At 65.1% G+C, this 13,417-nt stretch carries 12 protein-coding genes; all 12 read right to left on the minus strand.

Annotation, left to right across the window (positions count from 1 at the left end; genetic code table 11):
• Positions 1-109: 109 nt before the first annotated feature.
• The 12 genes from ugpQ to EPD66_RS15280 all read right to left on the minus strand — a co-directional run bounded on the left by ugpQ (position 110) and on the right by EPD66_RS15280 (position 13,392).
• Positions 110-847: a glycerophosphodiester phosphodiesterase gene (gene ugpQ, locus EPD66_RS15225; protein WP_142849379.1), complete on the minus strand. Its 738-nt coding sequence runs from the start codon at positions 845-847 to the stop codon at positions 110-112.
• Between the two features lie 20 nt (positions 848-867).
• A complete protein-coding gene (gene pnp, locus EPD66_RS15230) occupies positions 868-3,006 on the minus strand; it encodes a polyribonucleotide nucleotidyltransferase (protein ID WP_142849380.1) in 2,139 nt (712 codons plus the stop codon).
• Positions 3,007-3,224: 218 nt separating this feature from the next.
• Positions 3,225-3,494 (minus strand): 30S ribosomal protein S15, encoded by a 270-nt coding sequence (gene rpsO, locus EPD66_RS15235; RefSeq protein WP_142849381.1) that lies wholly within the window; start codon positions 3,492-3,494, stop codon positions 3,225-3,227.
• Between the two features lie 16 nt (positions 3,495-3,510).
• Positions 3,511-4,431 (minus strand): tRNA pseudouridine(55) synthase TruB, encoded by a 921-nt coding sequence (truB, locus tag EPD66_RS15240; RefSeq protein ID WP_142849382.1) that lies wholly within the window; start codon positions 4,429-4,431, stop codon positions 3,511-3,513.
• Positions 4,421-4,891 carry a 30S ribosome-binding factor RbfA gene (rbfA, locus tag EPD66_RS15245; protein ID WP_142849383.1) on the minus strand — a complete coding sequence of 157 codons (471 nt, stop codon included), beginning with the start codon at positions 4,889-4,891 and terminating at the stop codon, positions 4,421-4,423. The genes truB and rbfA overlap by 11 nt, the downstream gene beginning before the upstream one ends.
• A 166-nt stretch (positions 4,892-5,057) precedes the next feature.
• The gene (gene infB / locus EPD66_RS15250) at positions 5,058-7,691 is read right to left on the minus strand and encodes a translation initiation factor IF-2 (protein ID WP_142849384.1); all 2,634 of its coding nucleotides are present in this window, start codon (positions 7,689-7,691) and stop codon (positions 5,058-5,060) included.
• Between the two features lie 50 nt (positions 7,692-7,741).
• Positions 7,742-8,410, minus strand: a complete 669-nt coding sequence (locus tag EPD66_RS15255) for an RNA-binding protein (RefSeq protein WP_142849385.1) — start codon at positions 8,408-8,410, stop codon at positions 7,742-7,744.
• Positions 8,411-8,430: 20 nt separating this feature from the next.
• On the minus strand, positions 8,431-9,960 hold the full coding sequence (gene nusA / locus EPD66_RS15260; RefSeq protein WP_142849386.1) for a transcription termination factor NusA: 1,530 nt from the start codon (positions 9,958-9,960) through the stop codon (positions 8,431-8,433).
• An 11-nt stretch (positions 9,961-9,971) separates the two neighbouring features.
• Positions 9,972-10,466: a ribosome maturation factor RimP gene (rimP, locus tag EPD66_RS15265; RefSeq protein ID WP_142849387.1), complete on the minus strand. Its 495-nt coding sequence runs from the start codon at positions 10,464-10,466 to the stop codon at positions 9,972-9,974.
• 233 nt (positions 10,467-10,699) lie between these two features.
• On the minus strand, positions 10,700-11,431 hold the full coding sequence (trmB, locus tag EPD66_RS15270) for a tRNA (guanosine(46)-N7)-methyltransferase TrmB (RefSeq protein WP_142849388.1): 732 nt from the start codon (positions 11,429-11,431) through the stop codon (positions 10,700-10,702).
• A complete protein-coding gene (gene metK, locus EPD66_RS15275; protein WP_142849389.1) occupies positions 11,431-12,600 on the minus strand; it encodes a methionine adenosyltransferase in 1,170 nt (389 codons plus the stop codon). Before metK ends, trmB begins: the two co-directional genes overlap by 1 nt.
• A 279-nt stretch (positions 12,601-12,879) precedes the next feature.
• Positions 12,880-13,392, minus strand: a complete 513-nt coding sequence (locus EPD66_RS15280) for a helix-turn-helix domain-containing protein (protein ID WP_185961449.1) — start codon at positions 13,390-13,392, stop codon at positions 12,880-12,882.
• Between the last annotated feature and the right edge of the window lie 25 nt (positions 13,393-13,417).

Consider the following 13,417-nt stretch of genomic DNA (forward strand, 5'->3'; position numbering starts at 1 on the left):
AACGGTTTCAGGGACTTCACTAAGTCATCTCCACTTCATTGGCGCGCCCGTCAGGCGTGCGACGTTCCCTCGGCAAGGGCATATAAGAACTTTATCCAGCCCGGCCATGTTATTGCCGCGCCTTCAGTAGTCGGTCTGGGCAATCGGAAAAGACCGAAAGGACGCCCCAGTTCCATAGCGTCACCGCCCGGCGCGGATCATTCACTGTATATGCCAGAACATCCAAGCCCGCCAAGCGCAGCTTGTCCACGACTTCTGGTGTAAGATGCCGGTGGTCGAGATTTATACTGCTGCAGCCATAATCCGCCACCAGATCGGGCCAGTCCCGCGGCAGGCGGGAGGCGAGCAAGCCGCGCGGCCAGTGTGGAACCACCGCTTGGGCCGCGTGCAGGGCGGCATGGGAGAAGCTGGAGATCAGCGGGACCGGCAGATGGTCCGGCCAAAGCCGCTGGGCCTCGCCCAGGCCGATGCGGGCAGTCTCGTCCTCTCGCCCCTGGTCCGGCTTGATTTCTATATTGATGCCCAGGCCCAGGGTGGCAAGCAGTGTCAGCGCTTCCGCCAGGGTGGGAATGGCCTCGCCGGCGAAAGCGGGCGAGAACCAGGCGCCGGCATCGAGATCCCGAATCTCTTCCAGACTCTTGTCGGCAACGCGGCCCGAGGCGCCGGTAATGCGCCTCAGGCCGTCGTCATGGAAAAGCACGGGCTGCCCGTCGCCGGTCAGCCGCAGATCGAACTCGACCCAACGCGCCCCGAGTTCCGCTGCCCGGCGGAAGCCGGCCAGTGTATTCTCGGGGGCGCTGTCGGCGGCCCCGCGATGCCCGATCACGGAAGGCAGGTCGAGGGGCATGCCGGGAATGCGGCGAGGCCTTAGCCCTCGCCACCCTCCTGCTTCGGCGGGTTGAGGTCTTCGCCGGTCTCCTGGTCGACCTGCTTCATCGACAGCTTGACCTTGCCGCGGTCGTCGAAGCCGATGACCTTGACCTTGACCACGTCGCCCATCTTGACCACGTCGGTGACCTTCTCGACGCGCTTGGGCGCCAGTTCACTGACATGGACCAGACCGTCGCGCGATCCCAGGAAGTTGACGAAGGCGCCGAAATCGACGGTCTTCACCACCTTGCCGGTATAGATCACGTTCAGTTCCGGTTCGGCGACGATGCCCTTGATCCAGTCGATGGCCTTCTGAGCCGCCTCGCCATCGACCGAGGCCACCTTGATGGTGCCGTCGTCCTCGATGTCGATCTTGGCGCCGGTGACTTCGACGATCTCGCGGATCACCTTGCCGCCGGTGCCGATCACTTCGCGGATCTTTTCCTTCGGAATGGAGAAGGTGGTGATGCGCGGGGCGTTGGTGCTGACTTCCGTGCGGGCGGTGGTCAGGGCCTTGCCCATCTCGCCGAGGATATGCATGCGGCCGTCCTTCGCCTGATCGAGGGCGATCTGCATGATGTCCTTGGTGATGGACGTGATCTTGATGTCCATCTGCAGGGCGGTGACGCCCTTTTCGGTACCGGCCACCTTGAAGTCCATGTCGCCCAGGTGATCCTCGTCACCCAGGATGTCGGACAGCACGGCGAACTGGTCGGCTTCCTTGATCAGGCCCATGGCGATGCCGGCCACCGGACGGGGCAGGGGAACGCCGGAATCCATCAGCGCCAGCGAAGTGCCGCAGACGGTGGCCATCGAGGAGGAGCCGTTGGATTCGGTGATCTCGGAGACCACGCGGATGGTGTAGGGGAAGCTGTCCTTGGGCGGCATCACCGGATGGATGGCGCGCCAGGCCAGCTTGCCGTGGCCGATCTCGCGGCGGCCCGGCGAACCCATGCGGCCGGCTTCACCCACCGAATAGGGGGGGAAGTTGTAATGCAGCATGAAGTGTTCGCGGTATTCGCCTTCCAGGGCGTCGATGATCTGCTCGTCCTGGCCGGTACCCAGGGTCGAGACGACCAGGGCCTGGGTTTCGCCGCGGGTGAACAGGGCCGAGCCATGGGCGCGGGGCAGAATGCCGACCTGGACCTCGATGGGGCGCACCGTCTTGGTGTCGCGGCCGTCGATGCGCTGGCCGGTCTTCAGGATGTTGCCGCGAACCACGTCGGCTTCCAGGCCCTTGAAGACGCCCGCCAGAACGGCCAGTTCGGCTTCGTTCTCGGCCAGCAGGTCGGTGGCCTGCTGCTTGATCTCGGCGATGCGGGTCTGGCGATCCTGCTTGACGATGATCTTGTAGGCCTCGGCGAGCTGCTCGACGATGCCCGCCTTTTCCAGCTTGTCGCGGACGATGGCCTGTTCCGGGGCGGCCGGAGCCACGTCCCACGGATCCTTGGCGCATTGTTCGGCCAGCTCGATGATGGCCTGGATGACCGGCTGGAACTGTTCGTGACCGAAGGTCACGGCGCCCAGCATCACCTCTTCCGACAGCTCCTTGGCTTCGGATTCGACCATCAGCACGCCTTCGGTGGTGCCGGCCACCACCAGGTCCAGATCGGACTTGGGCAGCTCGTCACGGCGCGGGTTCAGCACGTACTGGCCGTCGATATAGCCGACGCGGGCGGCGCCGATCGGGCCCAGGAAGGGCACGCCGGAAATGGTCAGGGCGGCCGAGGCGCCGACCATGGAAACGATGTCGGGATCGTTTTCCATGTCATGGCTGAGCACGGTGCAGATGACCTGGGTCTCGTTGCGGAAACCCTTGGCGAAGAGCGGGCGGATCGGACGGTCGATCAGGCGGGAGACCAGGGTCTCCTTCTCGCTCGGACGGCCTTCGCGCTTGAAGAAACCACCGGGAATCTTGCCGGCGGCAAAAGTCTTTTCCTGGTAATTGACGGTCAACGGGAAGAAATCCACCCCGGGCTTGGCCGCCTTCTGAGCAACCGCGGTGCAGAGAACGGTGGTGTCACCATAGGTGACCATCACGGCGCCATCGGCCTGACGGGCGATCTGGCCGGTTTCCATCACCAGCTTGCGGCCGCCCCACATCAATTCTTTGCGGAACACCTTAAACATGGACATTGCTTGACTTTCCTCTTCCATTAGATCGCCGCCGGATTGCGGACGATCCCCATCGTGTCGGTGCGGCCCCGTCGGTTTTCTCGGTTTTCACATCGTCACAGCGGTGGCAACCGGTATCTAGATAAGGTTTCGCCCGCTTGGGATCACTCCCGCGCGGGCTCTACCCTGCCATCGCGCCGCCCCGGTTACCGGACGACGCGGTATCGCATGATTATGGCTTACTTGCGCAGGCCCAGGCGCTGGATCAGGCTTTCGTAACGCGCAACGTCCTTGCGCTTCACGTAGTCCAGCATGCGGCGGCGCTGACCGACCATGATCAGAAGGCCACGACGGGAGTGGAAGTCCTTCTTGTGTTCCTTCAGGTGTTCGGTCAGGTTGCGGATGCGTTCGGACAGAATGGCCACCTGCACTTCGGGCGAACCGGTGTCGCCGGGGGCGGTGGCATATTCGGTGATCAGTTCCTGCTTGCGCTCGGCCGTGATCGACATCGTCTACTCCATAGACTTAAAGGTTCATGACGCGCACCGGCCGGAGGTTTCCGGCTTCGATGCGTGCGAGCGCCACCAGCTTCCCTTCGGCCATGGCCCGCACGGTTTCACCGGCGGCGATGGCGGGAAGGCCAGACCGGGCTGCCAGGCGCAGGATCGGCACCGGCTGTCCGGAATGAAGGCGGCGTGCTTCGTCCTCCGTCAAGGCGAGCGCCGGGATGTCGTCCAGCGCAGTCTCAACGGGTAGGACACAAGACGCGGCACTATGCCCAAGTTGTTCCAACTTATCCAGGGAAATCGCGTTGGCTTCGTGAAAGGGACCGCAGGAGGTGCGGCGCAGGGCGGCGATGTGGCCGCAGGTCCCCAGAGCCTTGGCCAGATCGCGGGCGAGCGAGCGGATATAGGCGCCCTTTCCGGTCTGGACCTCGAATTCGGCATGGTCGTCGTCGGGCTGGGCCAGGAGCTCGAAGCGGTCGATGCGCACGATGCGCGGCTTCAGCTCGACCACTTGTTCGGCGCGCGCCAAGTCATAGGCGCGGCGGCCGTCGACCTTGACCGCCGAGAATGCCGGCGGCACCTGCTCGATCTCGCCCAGGAAGGCGGGCAGGGCGGCCAGGATCTCCTCGCGCGAGGGCCGGTGGGGGCAGGTCTCGATCACCTCCCCTTCCTTGTCGTCGGTGCTGCGCGCCTCGCCCCAGCGGATGGAGCAGCGATAGGTCTTGGCGCCGTCCATCACCCAGGACACGGTCTTGGTCGCCTCGCCCAGGGCGATGGGCAGGATGCCCGAGGCCAGGGGGTCGAGCGTGCCGCCATGACCGACCTTGGCCGCGCCGGTGATGCGGCGCACACAGGTCACAACGGCCGTCGAGGTCATGCCCAGCGGCTTGTCCACCGCCAGCCAGCCATGGACGGGCAGGCCCTTCCGCTTACGCCCCATCGTTGCGGCCTTCTTCGGCCAGCGGATCGTCGTCGATATCGTCGGCGGGATCTTCGTCTTCGCCTTCTTCGGGACCTTCCAGGTCGCGGCGGACCGCCTCGCTGCGCAGCAGGGTGTTGATGCGCTGGAACTCGTCGAAGGACTGGTCGGGTTCGAAGGACAGGTTGGGCACCGCGCGCAGCTGAACCCGGCGGGCCAGCTCATGGCGCAGATAGGGCCGCACGCGGCGCAGGGGTGCCAGCAGCGCGGTGGCATCGCCGCCGCCGAGCGGCGTGAAGAAGACCGTGGCGTTGCGCAAATCCGGGCTGACCCGGACTTCGGTGATGGTGATGGATTGATGGGCCAGGGCGGGGTCGTGGATATCGCCGCGCTCGATCACTTCGGCCAGGGCATGACGCAATTCTTCGCCCACGCGCAGCTGACGCTGCGACGGGGCCTTGTTGGCCTGACGTCTGGTCATGGCGCCTCCGTAGGCTGGGCAAGGTTGGGACAGGGCATGGGACGGAAAAGGTGACCGGCCCCGGCATGCGCGGACACATGCCGGGGCCTGGAAGCCATCATGCCGTCACGGCGGACGAACCACCCTTTCGGCTTTGGGGCATCATCCCGCTTTCGCGGGAAGGGCCTCAGAGGACTCCGGCCACCTCTTCAATCTCATAGCATTCGATGAAGTCGCCGACCTGGATGTCGTTGTAGTTCTCGAACGACATGCCGCATTCGTAGCCTTCACGGACTTCGCGGACATCATCCTTGAAGCGCTTGAGCTGGCTGAGAGCGCCCTGATGGATGACCACGTTGTCGCGCAGCAGACGAACCTTGGCGCCACGCTTGACGATGCCTTCGGTGACCATGCAGCCGCCGACCTTGCCGACCTTGGTGATGTTGAACACGTCGCGGATCTCGGCATAGCCGAGGAAGCGCTCGCGCAGGGTCGGGGCCAGCATGCCCGTCAGGGCCTTCTTCAGGTCGTCCGTCACATCGTAGATGATCGAGTAGTAACGGATGTCCACTTCGTCGCGGCGAGCCAGATCGCGGGCCTGCGGGTTGGCGCGGACGTTGAAGCCGATGATCAGGGCGTCCGAGGCCTTGGCCAGGGTGACGTCCGATTCGTTGATGGCACCCACGGCGGCGTGCAGCACGCGGACCTTGACGTCCTCGTTGCCCAGCTTTTCCAGGGTCGCCACGATGGCTTCGACCGAACCCTGCACGTCGCCCTTGATGACGACCGGCAGTTCCTTGACCTCGCCCGCCTGGATCTTCGAGAACATCTGTTCCAGGGTGCCACGGCCACCGGCGGCGGCCTTGGCCTCGCGTTCCTTGCGTTGGCGGTAGCCGGCGATGTCGCGGGCACGGGCTTCGGTCTCGACGGTGATGAAGTCGTCACCGGCATTGGGCGTGCCCTGCAGGCCCAGCACCTCGACCGGGGCGCCGGGACCGGCGGATTCGATCTTGTTGCCGTGGTCGTCGACCAGGGCGCGGACGCGGCCCCATTCCGACCCGGCGACGAAGACGTCGCCGACCGTCAGCGTGCCGCGCTGGATCAGCACGGTCGCCACCGAGCCGCGGCCCTTTTCCATCTTGGCCTCGACCACCACGCCGCTGCCGGCACGGTTGGGATTGGCCTTGAGGTCGAGGATTTCCGCCTGCAGCAGGATGGCCTCTTCCAGCTTGTCCAGGTTCAGACGCTGCTTGGCCGAGACTTCCACCGCCAGGATGTCGCCGCCCATCTCCTCGACCACCAGGTCGTGGTTGAGCAGGGCCTGGCGCACCTTGTCGGGGTTGGCGTCGGGCTTGTCGATCTTGTTGATGGCGACGATGATCGGCACATTGGCCGCCTTGGCGTGGCGGATGGCCTCGACCGTCTGCGGCATGATGCCGTCATCGGCGGCGACCACCAGCACGACGATGTCCGTCACTTTGGCGCCGCGGGCGCGCATGGCGGTGAAGGCTTCGTGGCCGGGGGTGTCGATGAAGGTGATCTTCTGACCGCTCTTCAGCGTCACCTGATAGGCGCCGATATGCTGGGTGATGCCGCCGGCTTCGCCCGACACCACGTCGGTGGAGCGCAGGGCGTCGAGCAGCGAGGTCTTGCCGTGGTCGACGTGACCCATGACGGTGACCACCGGCGGACGGGGCTGCAAGTCCTCTTCGCGGTCGGTATCGCCTTCCAGGCCGATCTCGACGTCGCTTTCCGAAACGCGCTTGGTGTTATGGCCGAATTCGGCGGCCACCAGTTCGGCGGTGTCGGCATCGATGGACTGGTTGATGGTGGCCATCACGCCCATGCGCATCAGCGTCTTGATGACGTCGCCACCACGTTCGGCCATACGGTTGGCCAGTTCCTGAACCGTGATGGTGTCGGGAATGATCACTTCGCGGATCACCTTTTCCTGCTGCCGCTGCATCTGCTTCTGGCGTTCGCGCTCGCGGGCACGGCGCACCGAGGCCAGCGAGCGGCCACGCTCGCCACGATCCTCGTCGGTCAGGGCGGCGGTGATGGTCAGCTTGCCGGTGCGGCGGCGCTGGTCGGCACGCTTGGGCGGCGTGGCAACCTTGGCCGGAGCCGGACGGGCCGGGCTGCCGGGGCGCTTGCGGGCGGCGGTTTCCTCGTCGTCCTCGGCGGCCACGGTTTCGGGACGGGCCACCGGCTTGGCGGGCGCGGCCGGAGTCGCGGCGTCGGGCGTGGTGACGGCGGGCTTGGCCGGCTCGGGCTTTTCCTGGGCCTGGGCGGGGGCCTGCTTGGCGGCGAGGGCTTCGGCGCGGGCGCGTTCCTCTTCCTCGGCCTTGCGGCGCGCTTCTTCCTCTTCGGCGCGGCGCTTGGCCTCTTCCTCGGCCTTGCGGCGGGCCTCTTCTTCCTCGACCTTGCGGCGCGCTTCCTCTTCGGCGCGGCGCTTGGCCTCTTCTTCGGCCCGGCGGCGGGCTTCCTCTTCGGCCTTGATGGCCTCCTGCAGGACGCGGGCGCGCTTCATCTTCTCGGCGTTGGTCAGATCGCCGGCCGAGGACAGATTCTTGAGCGCAGCTTCGGCGGTGTGCAGAGCATGGGCGGCTTCGGGCGTGGAAGAGGAAGGCGAGCCTCCATTCTCGGAGCCCGGGGTCGGGGTAAAGGTACGCTTCTTGCGGACCTCGACCGTCACCGCCTTGGACCGGCCATGCGAGAAGCTCTGGCGGACCTGGCCGGTCTCCACGGTCTTCTTGAGCTCGAGCTTCCCGCCCGACAGTCGCAGGGGAGTCTTGCGGTCTTGGTCGTTGGACTGCGTCATAGGTGTGACTTATCTCTCGCTTCCGCGGGGGAATTCCCCGCCAACCCAAACTAGCCGAGCGGCCTTCCGCTCTGCCTGAAACCTTGCAGCCGTCGGCATTCGACGGCCAGACGCTGGGCCAAGCGGCCCGGCGCAAATGCCACATGAACCGGGTTGTCCCGGCCTAGGGCCACGGCCAACTCGTCGCGCGTGAACAGGTCGATGACCGGAACGCCACGCCCCACTCCGGACAATTTTGCCCGGCCGCCTTCCGCGGCATCGGCCGCTTCCAGCAACAGAGCGACACGGCGGGCCGCCAGTTCGGCCTTGACCTTCTCGAAGCCCGTGACCACCTGGCCGGCGCGGCGCGCCAGACCGACGATCTGCAGGCAACGGCGGGAGAGCAGACGCTCGACCCGTTCGGCCAAATCCTCGGGCACCGTCACACGGGCCCGTGCTGCCTTGGCGAAAAGCCTTTTCGCCTGAGCAACAGCAATCATATCACGTTCGGGGCTGATCCATAACCCCCTGCCGGGCAGGCTACCCTCTATATCCGGCACCACGGTTCCGTCTGGGCCGACGACGAAGCGGATCATCTCTTCCGCCGGACGGACCCGCCCGGTGGCGATGCACCGCCGGCTGGGTCCGCTTTCGTCATCCTCGGCGGTCTCGATCTCCGGGAGGCCGGGTCCTTCTTCGGGCACGGCCTCTTCCGTCTGCTTCTGATCGGAACCGGTCATGACCTCGTCCGTTCCCAGGATCAGGATGCCTGACCTTCCCCGTCTTCGCCTTCGAACCAATGAGCGCGGGCCGCCATGATCACGGCATTGGCCTGTTCTTCGCTCATGGCGTCCTTGCCGACGATCTCGAGCAATTCGTCCCCGGCCAGGTCGGCCAGGTCGTCCATCGTCTTGACGCCGTTCTCGCCCAGCTTCACCAGCATGGCGGGCGTAATGCCCTCGATCGAGGCCAGTTCGTCCACCACGCCCAGCTGAACGCGGCGCGCCTCGTTATGGGCGTTCTGCTCGTTCAGCCAGCTGAGAGCACGTTGCTGCAACTCGGCTGCGACGTCCTCGTCGAAGCCCTCGATCTGGCTCAGCTCTTCCAGGGGAACGAAGGCGACCTCTTCGACAGCAGAGAAGCCCTCCGTGACGAGTAGATGGGCAATCACATCGTCCACGTCCAGTGCTTCGATGAACATCTTTGAGTTGGCGCGGAATTCTTCGTTGCGCCGTTCCGATTCCTCGGCCTCGGTCATGATGTCGATATCCCAGCCGGTGAGCTGGCTGGCAAGGCGGACATTCTGACCGCGACGACCGATCGCCAGGCTGAGCTGGTCGTCGGGCACCACGACTTCGATGCGGTTGGCTTCCTCGTCCAGCACCACCTTCGCCACCTCGGCCGGAGCCAGGGCGTTGACGATGAAGGTGGCAGGATCGGGCGACCACTGGATGATGTCGATCTTCTCGCCCTGCAATTCGGCAACCACGGCCTGCACGCGCGAGCCGCGCATACCGACGCAGGCGCCGACCGGATCGATGCTGGAATCGCGGCTGAGCACGGCCATCTTGGCGCGCGAGCCGGGGTCGCGGGCGACGGCCTTCAGCTCGATCACGCCGTCATAGATTTCCGGCACTTCCTGCGCGAACAGCTTGGCCATGAACTGGGGATGGGTACGCGACAGGAAGATCTGCGGGCCGCGCTGTTCCTGGCGGACGTCGTAGATATAGGCGCGCACGCGGTCGCCGGTGCGGAAGGTTTCGCGCGGGATCAGCTCGTCGCGGCGCAGCAGCGCCTCGGCACGGCCCAGATCGACCATGACGTTGCCGAATTCGACGCGCTTGACCAGGCCGTTGACGATCTCGCCGGCGCGGTCCTTGTACTCGTTGTACTGGCGCAGACGTTCGGCATCGCGCACTTTCTGCACGATCACCTGCTTGGCGGTCTGGGCGGCGATGCGGCCGAAATCGATGGGCGGCAGCGGATCGATGATGAACTCGCCGACCTGGATCTCCGGATTCTTCCGCCGGGCACGCTCCAGCGTCATCTGGGTGTTCTCGTCCTCGACCTCTTCGACCACCTCGATATAGCGGGCGAGGCGGATTTCACCGGTCCGGCGGTCGATCAGGGCGCGGATGTCGTGCTCGTGGCCGTATTTCGACCGGCCGGCCTTCTGGATCGCCTGTTCCATGGCTTCCAGGACCTCGTCGCGGTCGATGCCCTTGTCGCGGGCTACGGCGTCGGCCACCTGCAGGAGCTCGGGACGCGGAAGTGCGGCGGTTTTTTCCATTGTTCTGGGCCCTATTGTTCCTGGTCCTTCAGAGTCGCGGCAATCAACTCGTCCGTCAGCACCAGCTTGGCGCGGTGCAGATCGGCAAAGGGGATGGCGACTTCGCCGGACTCGATCTCGAGCCGGATCAGATCGTCCTCGCCAATCCCCAGGAGGCGACCGCGAAAACGCTTGCGCCCGTCGATCGGCTGCTTGGCGTCGAGCTTGACGTCGAAACCCGCATAGCGTTCGAAATCCTTGCGGCGCACCAGCGGCCTGTCGATGCCGGGGGAAGAGACTTCGAGAGTGTAAGCCGCCGGGATCGGATCCTCGACATCCAGCACGGCCGAAAGGGCGCGGCTGATATCGGCGCAATCATCGACGGTCATGTCCTTGCCATCCTGGCGCTCGGCCATGATCTGCAAGGTCGGCCGGACGGTCCCCTGATACTGGACGCGCACAAGCTCGTAGCCCATGCCTTCCAGCGTCGGCGTGACCAGGGCTTCCAGACGTGTTTGCAGGTCCATATCGGCGGCTCGTTGTTAAACACTAACCCTAAAAAACAAAAAAGTGGGCCAAAGGCCCACCCTTACAACCCTGCCAGTGTGGGCAGGACCACAAGAATGTCTTGCCGGCACTATAGCGAAAACACTTATAGAAACAAGAGTTTTCGCGCACAGAGCCGGAACGCCGCCACCCGCCGGGCGTTCCCCGCGATGGGGAAAAACACCCGGAAGGGGCGGGAAGCGGAAGAGTCCGCCTACGCCTTGCGGCGGAAGCGCATGAAGGCGCAGGGCCGTCCGACGGCGACCGCCTTCCCTTCGTAGCGGGTGGGCGGCCAGTCATCGGGGCGGATGCGGCATTCTTCCAGGGCCTTGGCCGTCCACTCGAATTCCGGCCGCTTGGCCAGCTGTTCGAGCGTCCAGTCCACATAATTGGCGTCGTCGCTGGCCACACGCAACTCCCCGCCGACGCGAAGCAGGCGGGCGATCTGGTCGAGATTGTCCTGGTTGATGAAGCGGCGCTCGGCATGGCGCTTCTTCGGCCAGGGATCGGGGAACAGCACGAAGACCCGCGTCAGCGCGCCATCGGGCAGGGCCGGCATCAGCAGGCGGGCATCCTCGGGAAAGACCCGCACATTGTCCGGCGTCGGGTCCTTGGCCTCCAGATGCTTCATCAGGCTGGCGATGCCGTTGACGAAGACCTCGCAGCCGATGATGCCGACATCGGGATGACGCGCGGCCTGTTCGGCCAGATGCTCGCCGCCGCCGAATCCCACTTCCAGCCAGACCTCGCGGACCGGGGAAGGGAACAGGGAAGGCGGATCGAGACGCTCGTCCGGGCCCGGTTCAGGCAGGGTCAGGCGCGGCAGCATCTCTTCCAGGCGCCCCTGGGCCTGGACGCGCAGGCGCTTGCCGCGGCGGCGACCGTAAAAGCGGGGGGCGTCCTCGCGGACGCCCCCTTTGCCGTCTTCGAACTCGGGCTGACTCATCAGGCGAAAGCGCGCTTCAGTTCGTCCACCAGATCGTTCCGTTCCCAGGAGAAGCCGCCATCGGCTTCCGGGGCGCGGCCGAAATGGCCATAGGCGGCGGTCCGGGCATAGATCGGCCGGTTGAGGCCGAGATGGGTGCGGATGCCGCGCGGGGTCAGGTCCATCAGTTCACGCAGGACCTGGGACAGCTTGGCTTCGTCCACCTTGCCGGTGCCTTCGGTATTGATATAGACCGACAGCGGATGCGGCACGCCGATGGCATAGGAGAGCTGGATCAGGCACTTGTCGGCCAGTCCGGCGGCGACCACGTTCTTGGCGAGGTAGCGCGCGGCATAGGCGGCCGAGCGGTCCACCTTGGTCGGGTCCTTGCCCGAGAAGGCGCCGCCGCCATGGGGAGCCGCGCCGCCATAGGTGTCGACGATGATCTTGCGCCCGGTCAGGCCGCAATCGCCGTCGGGACCGCCGATGACGAAGCGTCCGGTCGGGTTGACGTAGAAATGCTCCTCGTCGCACATCCAGCCCTCGGGCAGGACGTTGAGGACATGGGGGCGCACGATCTCGCGGATCTCTTCCTGGCTGGCGCCTTCGCTATGCTGGGTCGAGACGACCACCGAGGTGGCGCCGACCGGCTTGCCGTCGACATAGCGCAGGGTGACCTGGCTCTTGGCATCCGGGCCCAGCTTCGGCTCGGCGCCGGAATGGCGGGCTTCGGCCAGGGACTTCAGGATGGCATGGGCGTAATAGATCGGCGCCGGCATCAGATGCTCGGTCTCGTTGACCGCATAGCCGAACATGATGCCCTGGTCGCCCGCACCCTCGTCCTTGTTGCCGGCGGCATCGACGCCCACGGCGATATCGCTGGACTGGGCGTGGACATGCACCTCGACGGCGGCGTCCTTCCAGTGGAAGCCGACCTGCTCGTAGCCGATTTCCTTGACGGCGTGGCGGGCCACTTCTTCCAGGGTCTTGTCAGTGATGCTGTCGGGGCCGCGCACTTCACCCGCCAGCACGATGCGGTTGGTGGTGCACAGGGTCTCGACCGCGACGCGGGCTTCCGGCAGAGCGGTCAGATAGGTATCGACGATGGCGTCGGAAATACGGTCGCAGACCTTGTCCGGATGACCTTCGGACACGGATTCGCTGGTAAAAAGATAATCGAGCTTGGACACAGCCGATCCCTCCGGGATAGGAGTTGTGCGGGACCAGGGCCATCGGATGAAGTGCGATGCGCCCCACTTAGCCGTTTTTAACGTGGCGGCAAGCGGGAAAAATCCCCCACGGCCGGATTCTTCCGGCGCGCCAACTTGTGGCAGCCTCGAGTGACCGGCGTCAAGAGAAACTCGTCGAAAGATAGAGTGTCCGGGAAGAATTTGCCCGCCTACAGATGGGCCCCGCGGACGGCATCGGGATAAGACCGATGGCGCGGGACCATCCGGAAGGCGGGATGCTTAGTCTTCCTTGTCCTTGTCGGCCATGCCGTCGCTGGCATTGGCCAGCGCCTTGGCCAGGTCGAAGACGCGGCGGCGGACCTGAGGATCGGTGATGCGGTAATAGGCGCGCACCAGCTCCAGCGTCTCGCGCTTGGTCATGGGATCGGCCTCGAAGGGCTCGGGTTCCTCGGCGAGGCCGGAAATCAGGCGCGGGCTCTGCTGGGAGACTTCATCGGACATGTCGTCGAAGAAGAAGGAAACCGGCACATCCAGAACGCGAGAAAGGTCGAACAGGCGGGAAGCGCCGATGCGGTTGGCGCCCCGTTCGTATTTCTGCACCTGCTGGAAGGTCAGGCCGATGGCTTCGCCCAGCTTTTCCTGGCTCATGCCAAGGAGAGTGCGTCGCAAACGCACGCGTGAACCGACATGGACGTCGATGGGATTGGGTTTTCCGGAAGGTGTCCGGCCACGGCTTCCCGAACGGCGGGTCACAGAGTCTTTTTCTTTCGGAGCGCGCGAAACAGGAACCATCATACATCCACGGAAATAGCGTTCT

Origin of the sequence: Telmatospirillum sp. J64-1, assembly GCF_006980715.1 — a bacterium.
Taxonomy (GTDB): Bacteria; Pseudomonadota; Alphaproteobacteria; order Rhodospirillales; family Magnetospirillaceae; genus Oleiliquidispirillum; species Oleiliquidispirillum nitrogeniifigens.

Bases quoted from the DNA above. Each gene is read 5' to 3' on its own strand.
- ugpQ (WP_142849379.1), bottom strand. From the start codon at position 847: ATGCCCCTCGACCTGCCTTCCGTGATCGGGCATCGCGGGGCCGCCGAC.
- pnp (WP_142849380.1), bottom strand. From the start codon at position 3,006: ATGTCCATGTTTAAGGTGTTCCGCAAAGAATTGATGTGGGGCGGCCGC.
- rpsO (WP_142849381.1), bottom strand. From the start codon at position 3,494: ATGTCGATCACGGCCGAGCGCAAGCAGGAACTGATCACCGAATATGCC.
- truB (WP_142849382.1), bottom strand. From the start codon at position 4,431: ATGGGGCGTAAGCGGAAGGGCCTGCCCGTCCATGGCTGGCTGGCGGTG.
- rbfA (WP_142849383.1), bottom strand. From the start codon at position 4,891: ATGACCAGACGTCAGGCCAACAAGGCCCCGTCGCAGCGTCAGCTGCGC.
- infB (WP_142849384.1), bottom strand. From the start codon at position 7,691: ATGACGCAGTCCAACGACCAAGACCGCAAGACTCCCCTGCGACTGTCG.
- EPD66_RS15255 (WP_142849385.1), bottom strand. From the start codon at position 8,410: ATGACCGGTTCCGATCAGAAGCAGACGGAAGAGGCCGTGCCCGAAGAA.
- nusA (WP_142849386.1), bottom strand. From the start codon at position 9,960: ATGGAAAAAACCGCCGCACTTCCGCGTCCCGAGCTCCTGCAGGTGGCC.
- rimP (WP_142849387.1), bottom strand. From the start codon at position 10,466: ATGGACCTGCAAACACGTCTGGAAGCCCTGGTCACGCCGACGCTGGAA.
- trmB (WP_142849388.1), bottom strand. From the start codon at position 11,431: ATGAGTCAGCCCGAGTTCGAAGACGGCAAAGGGGGCGTCCGCGAGGAC.
- EPD66_RS15280 (WP_185961449.1), bottom strand. From the start codon at position 13,392: ATGGTTCCTGTTTCGCGCGCTCCGAAAGAAAAAGACTCTGTGACCCGC.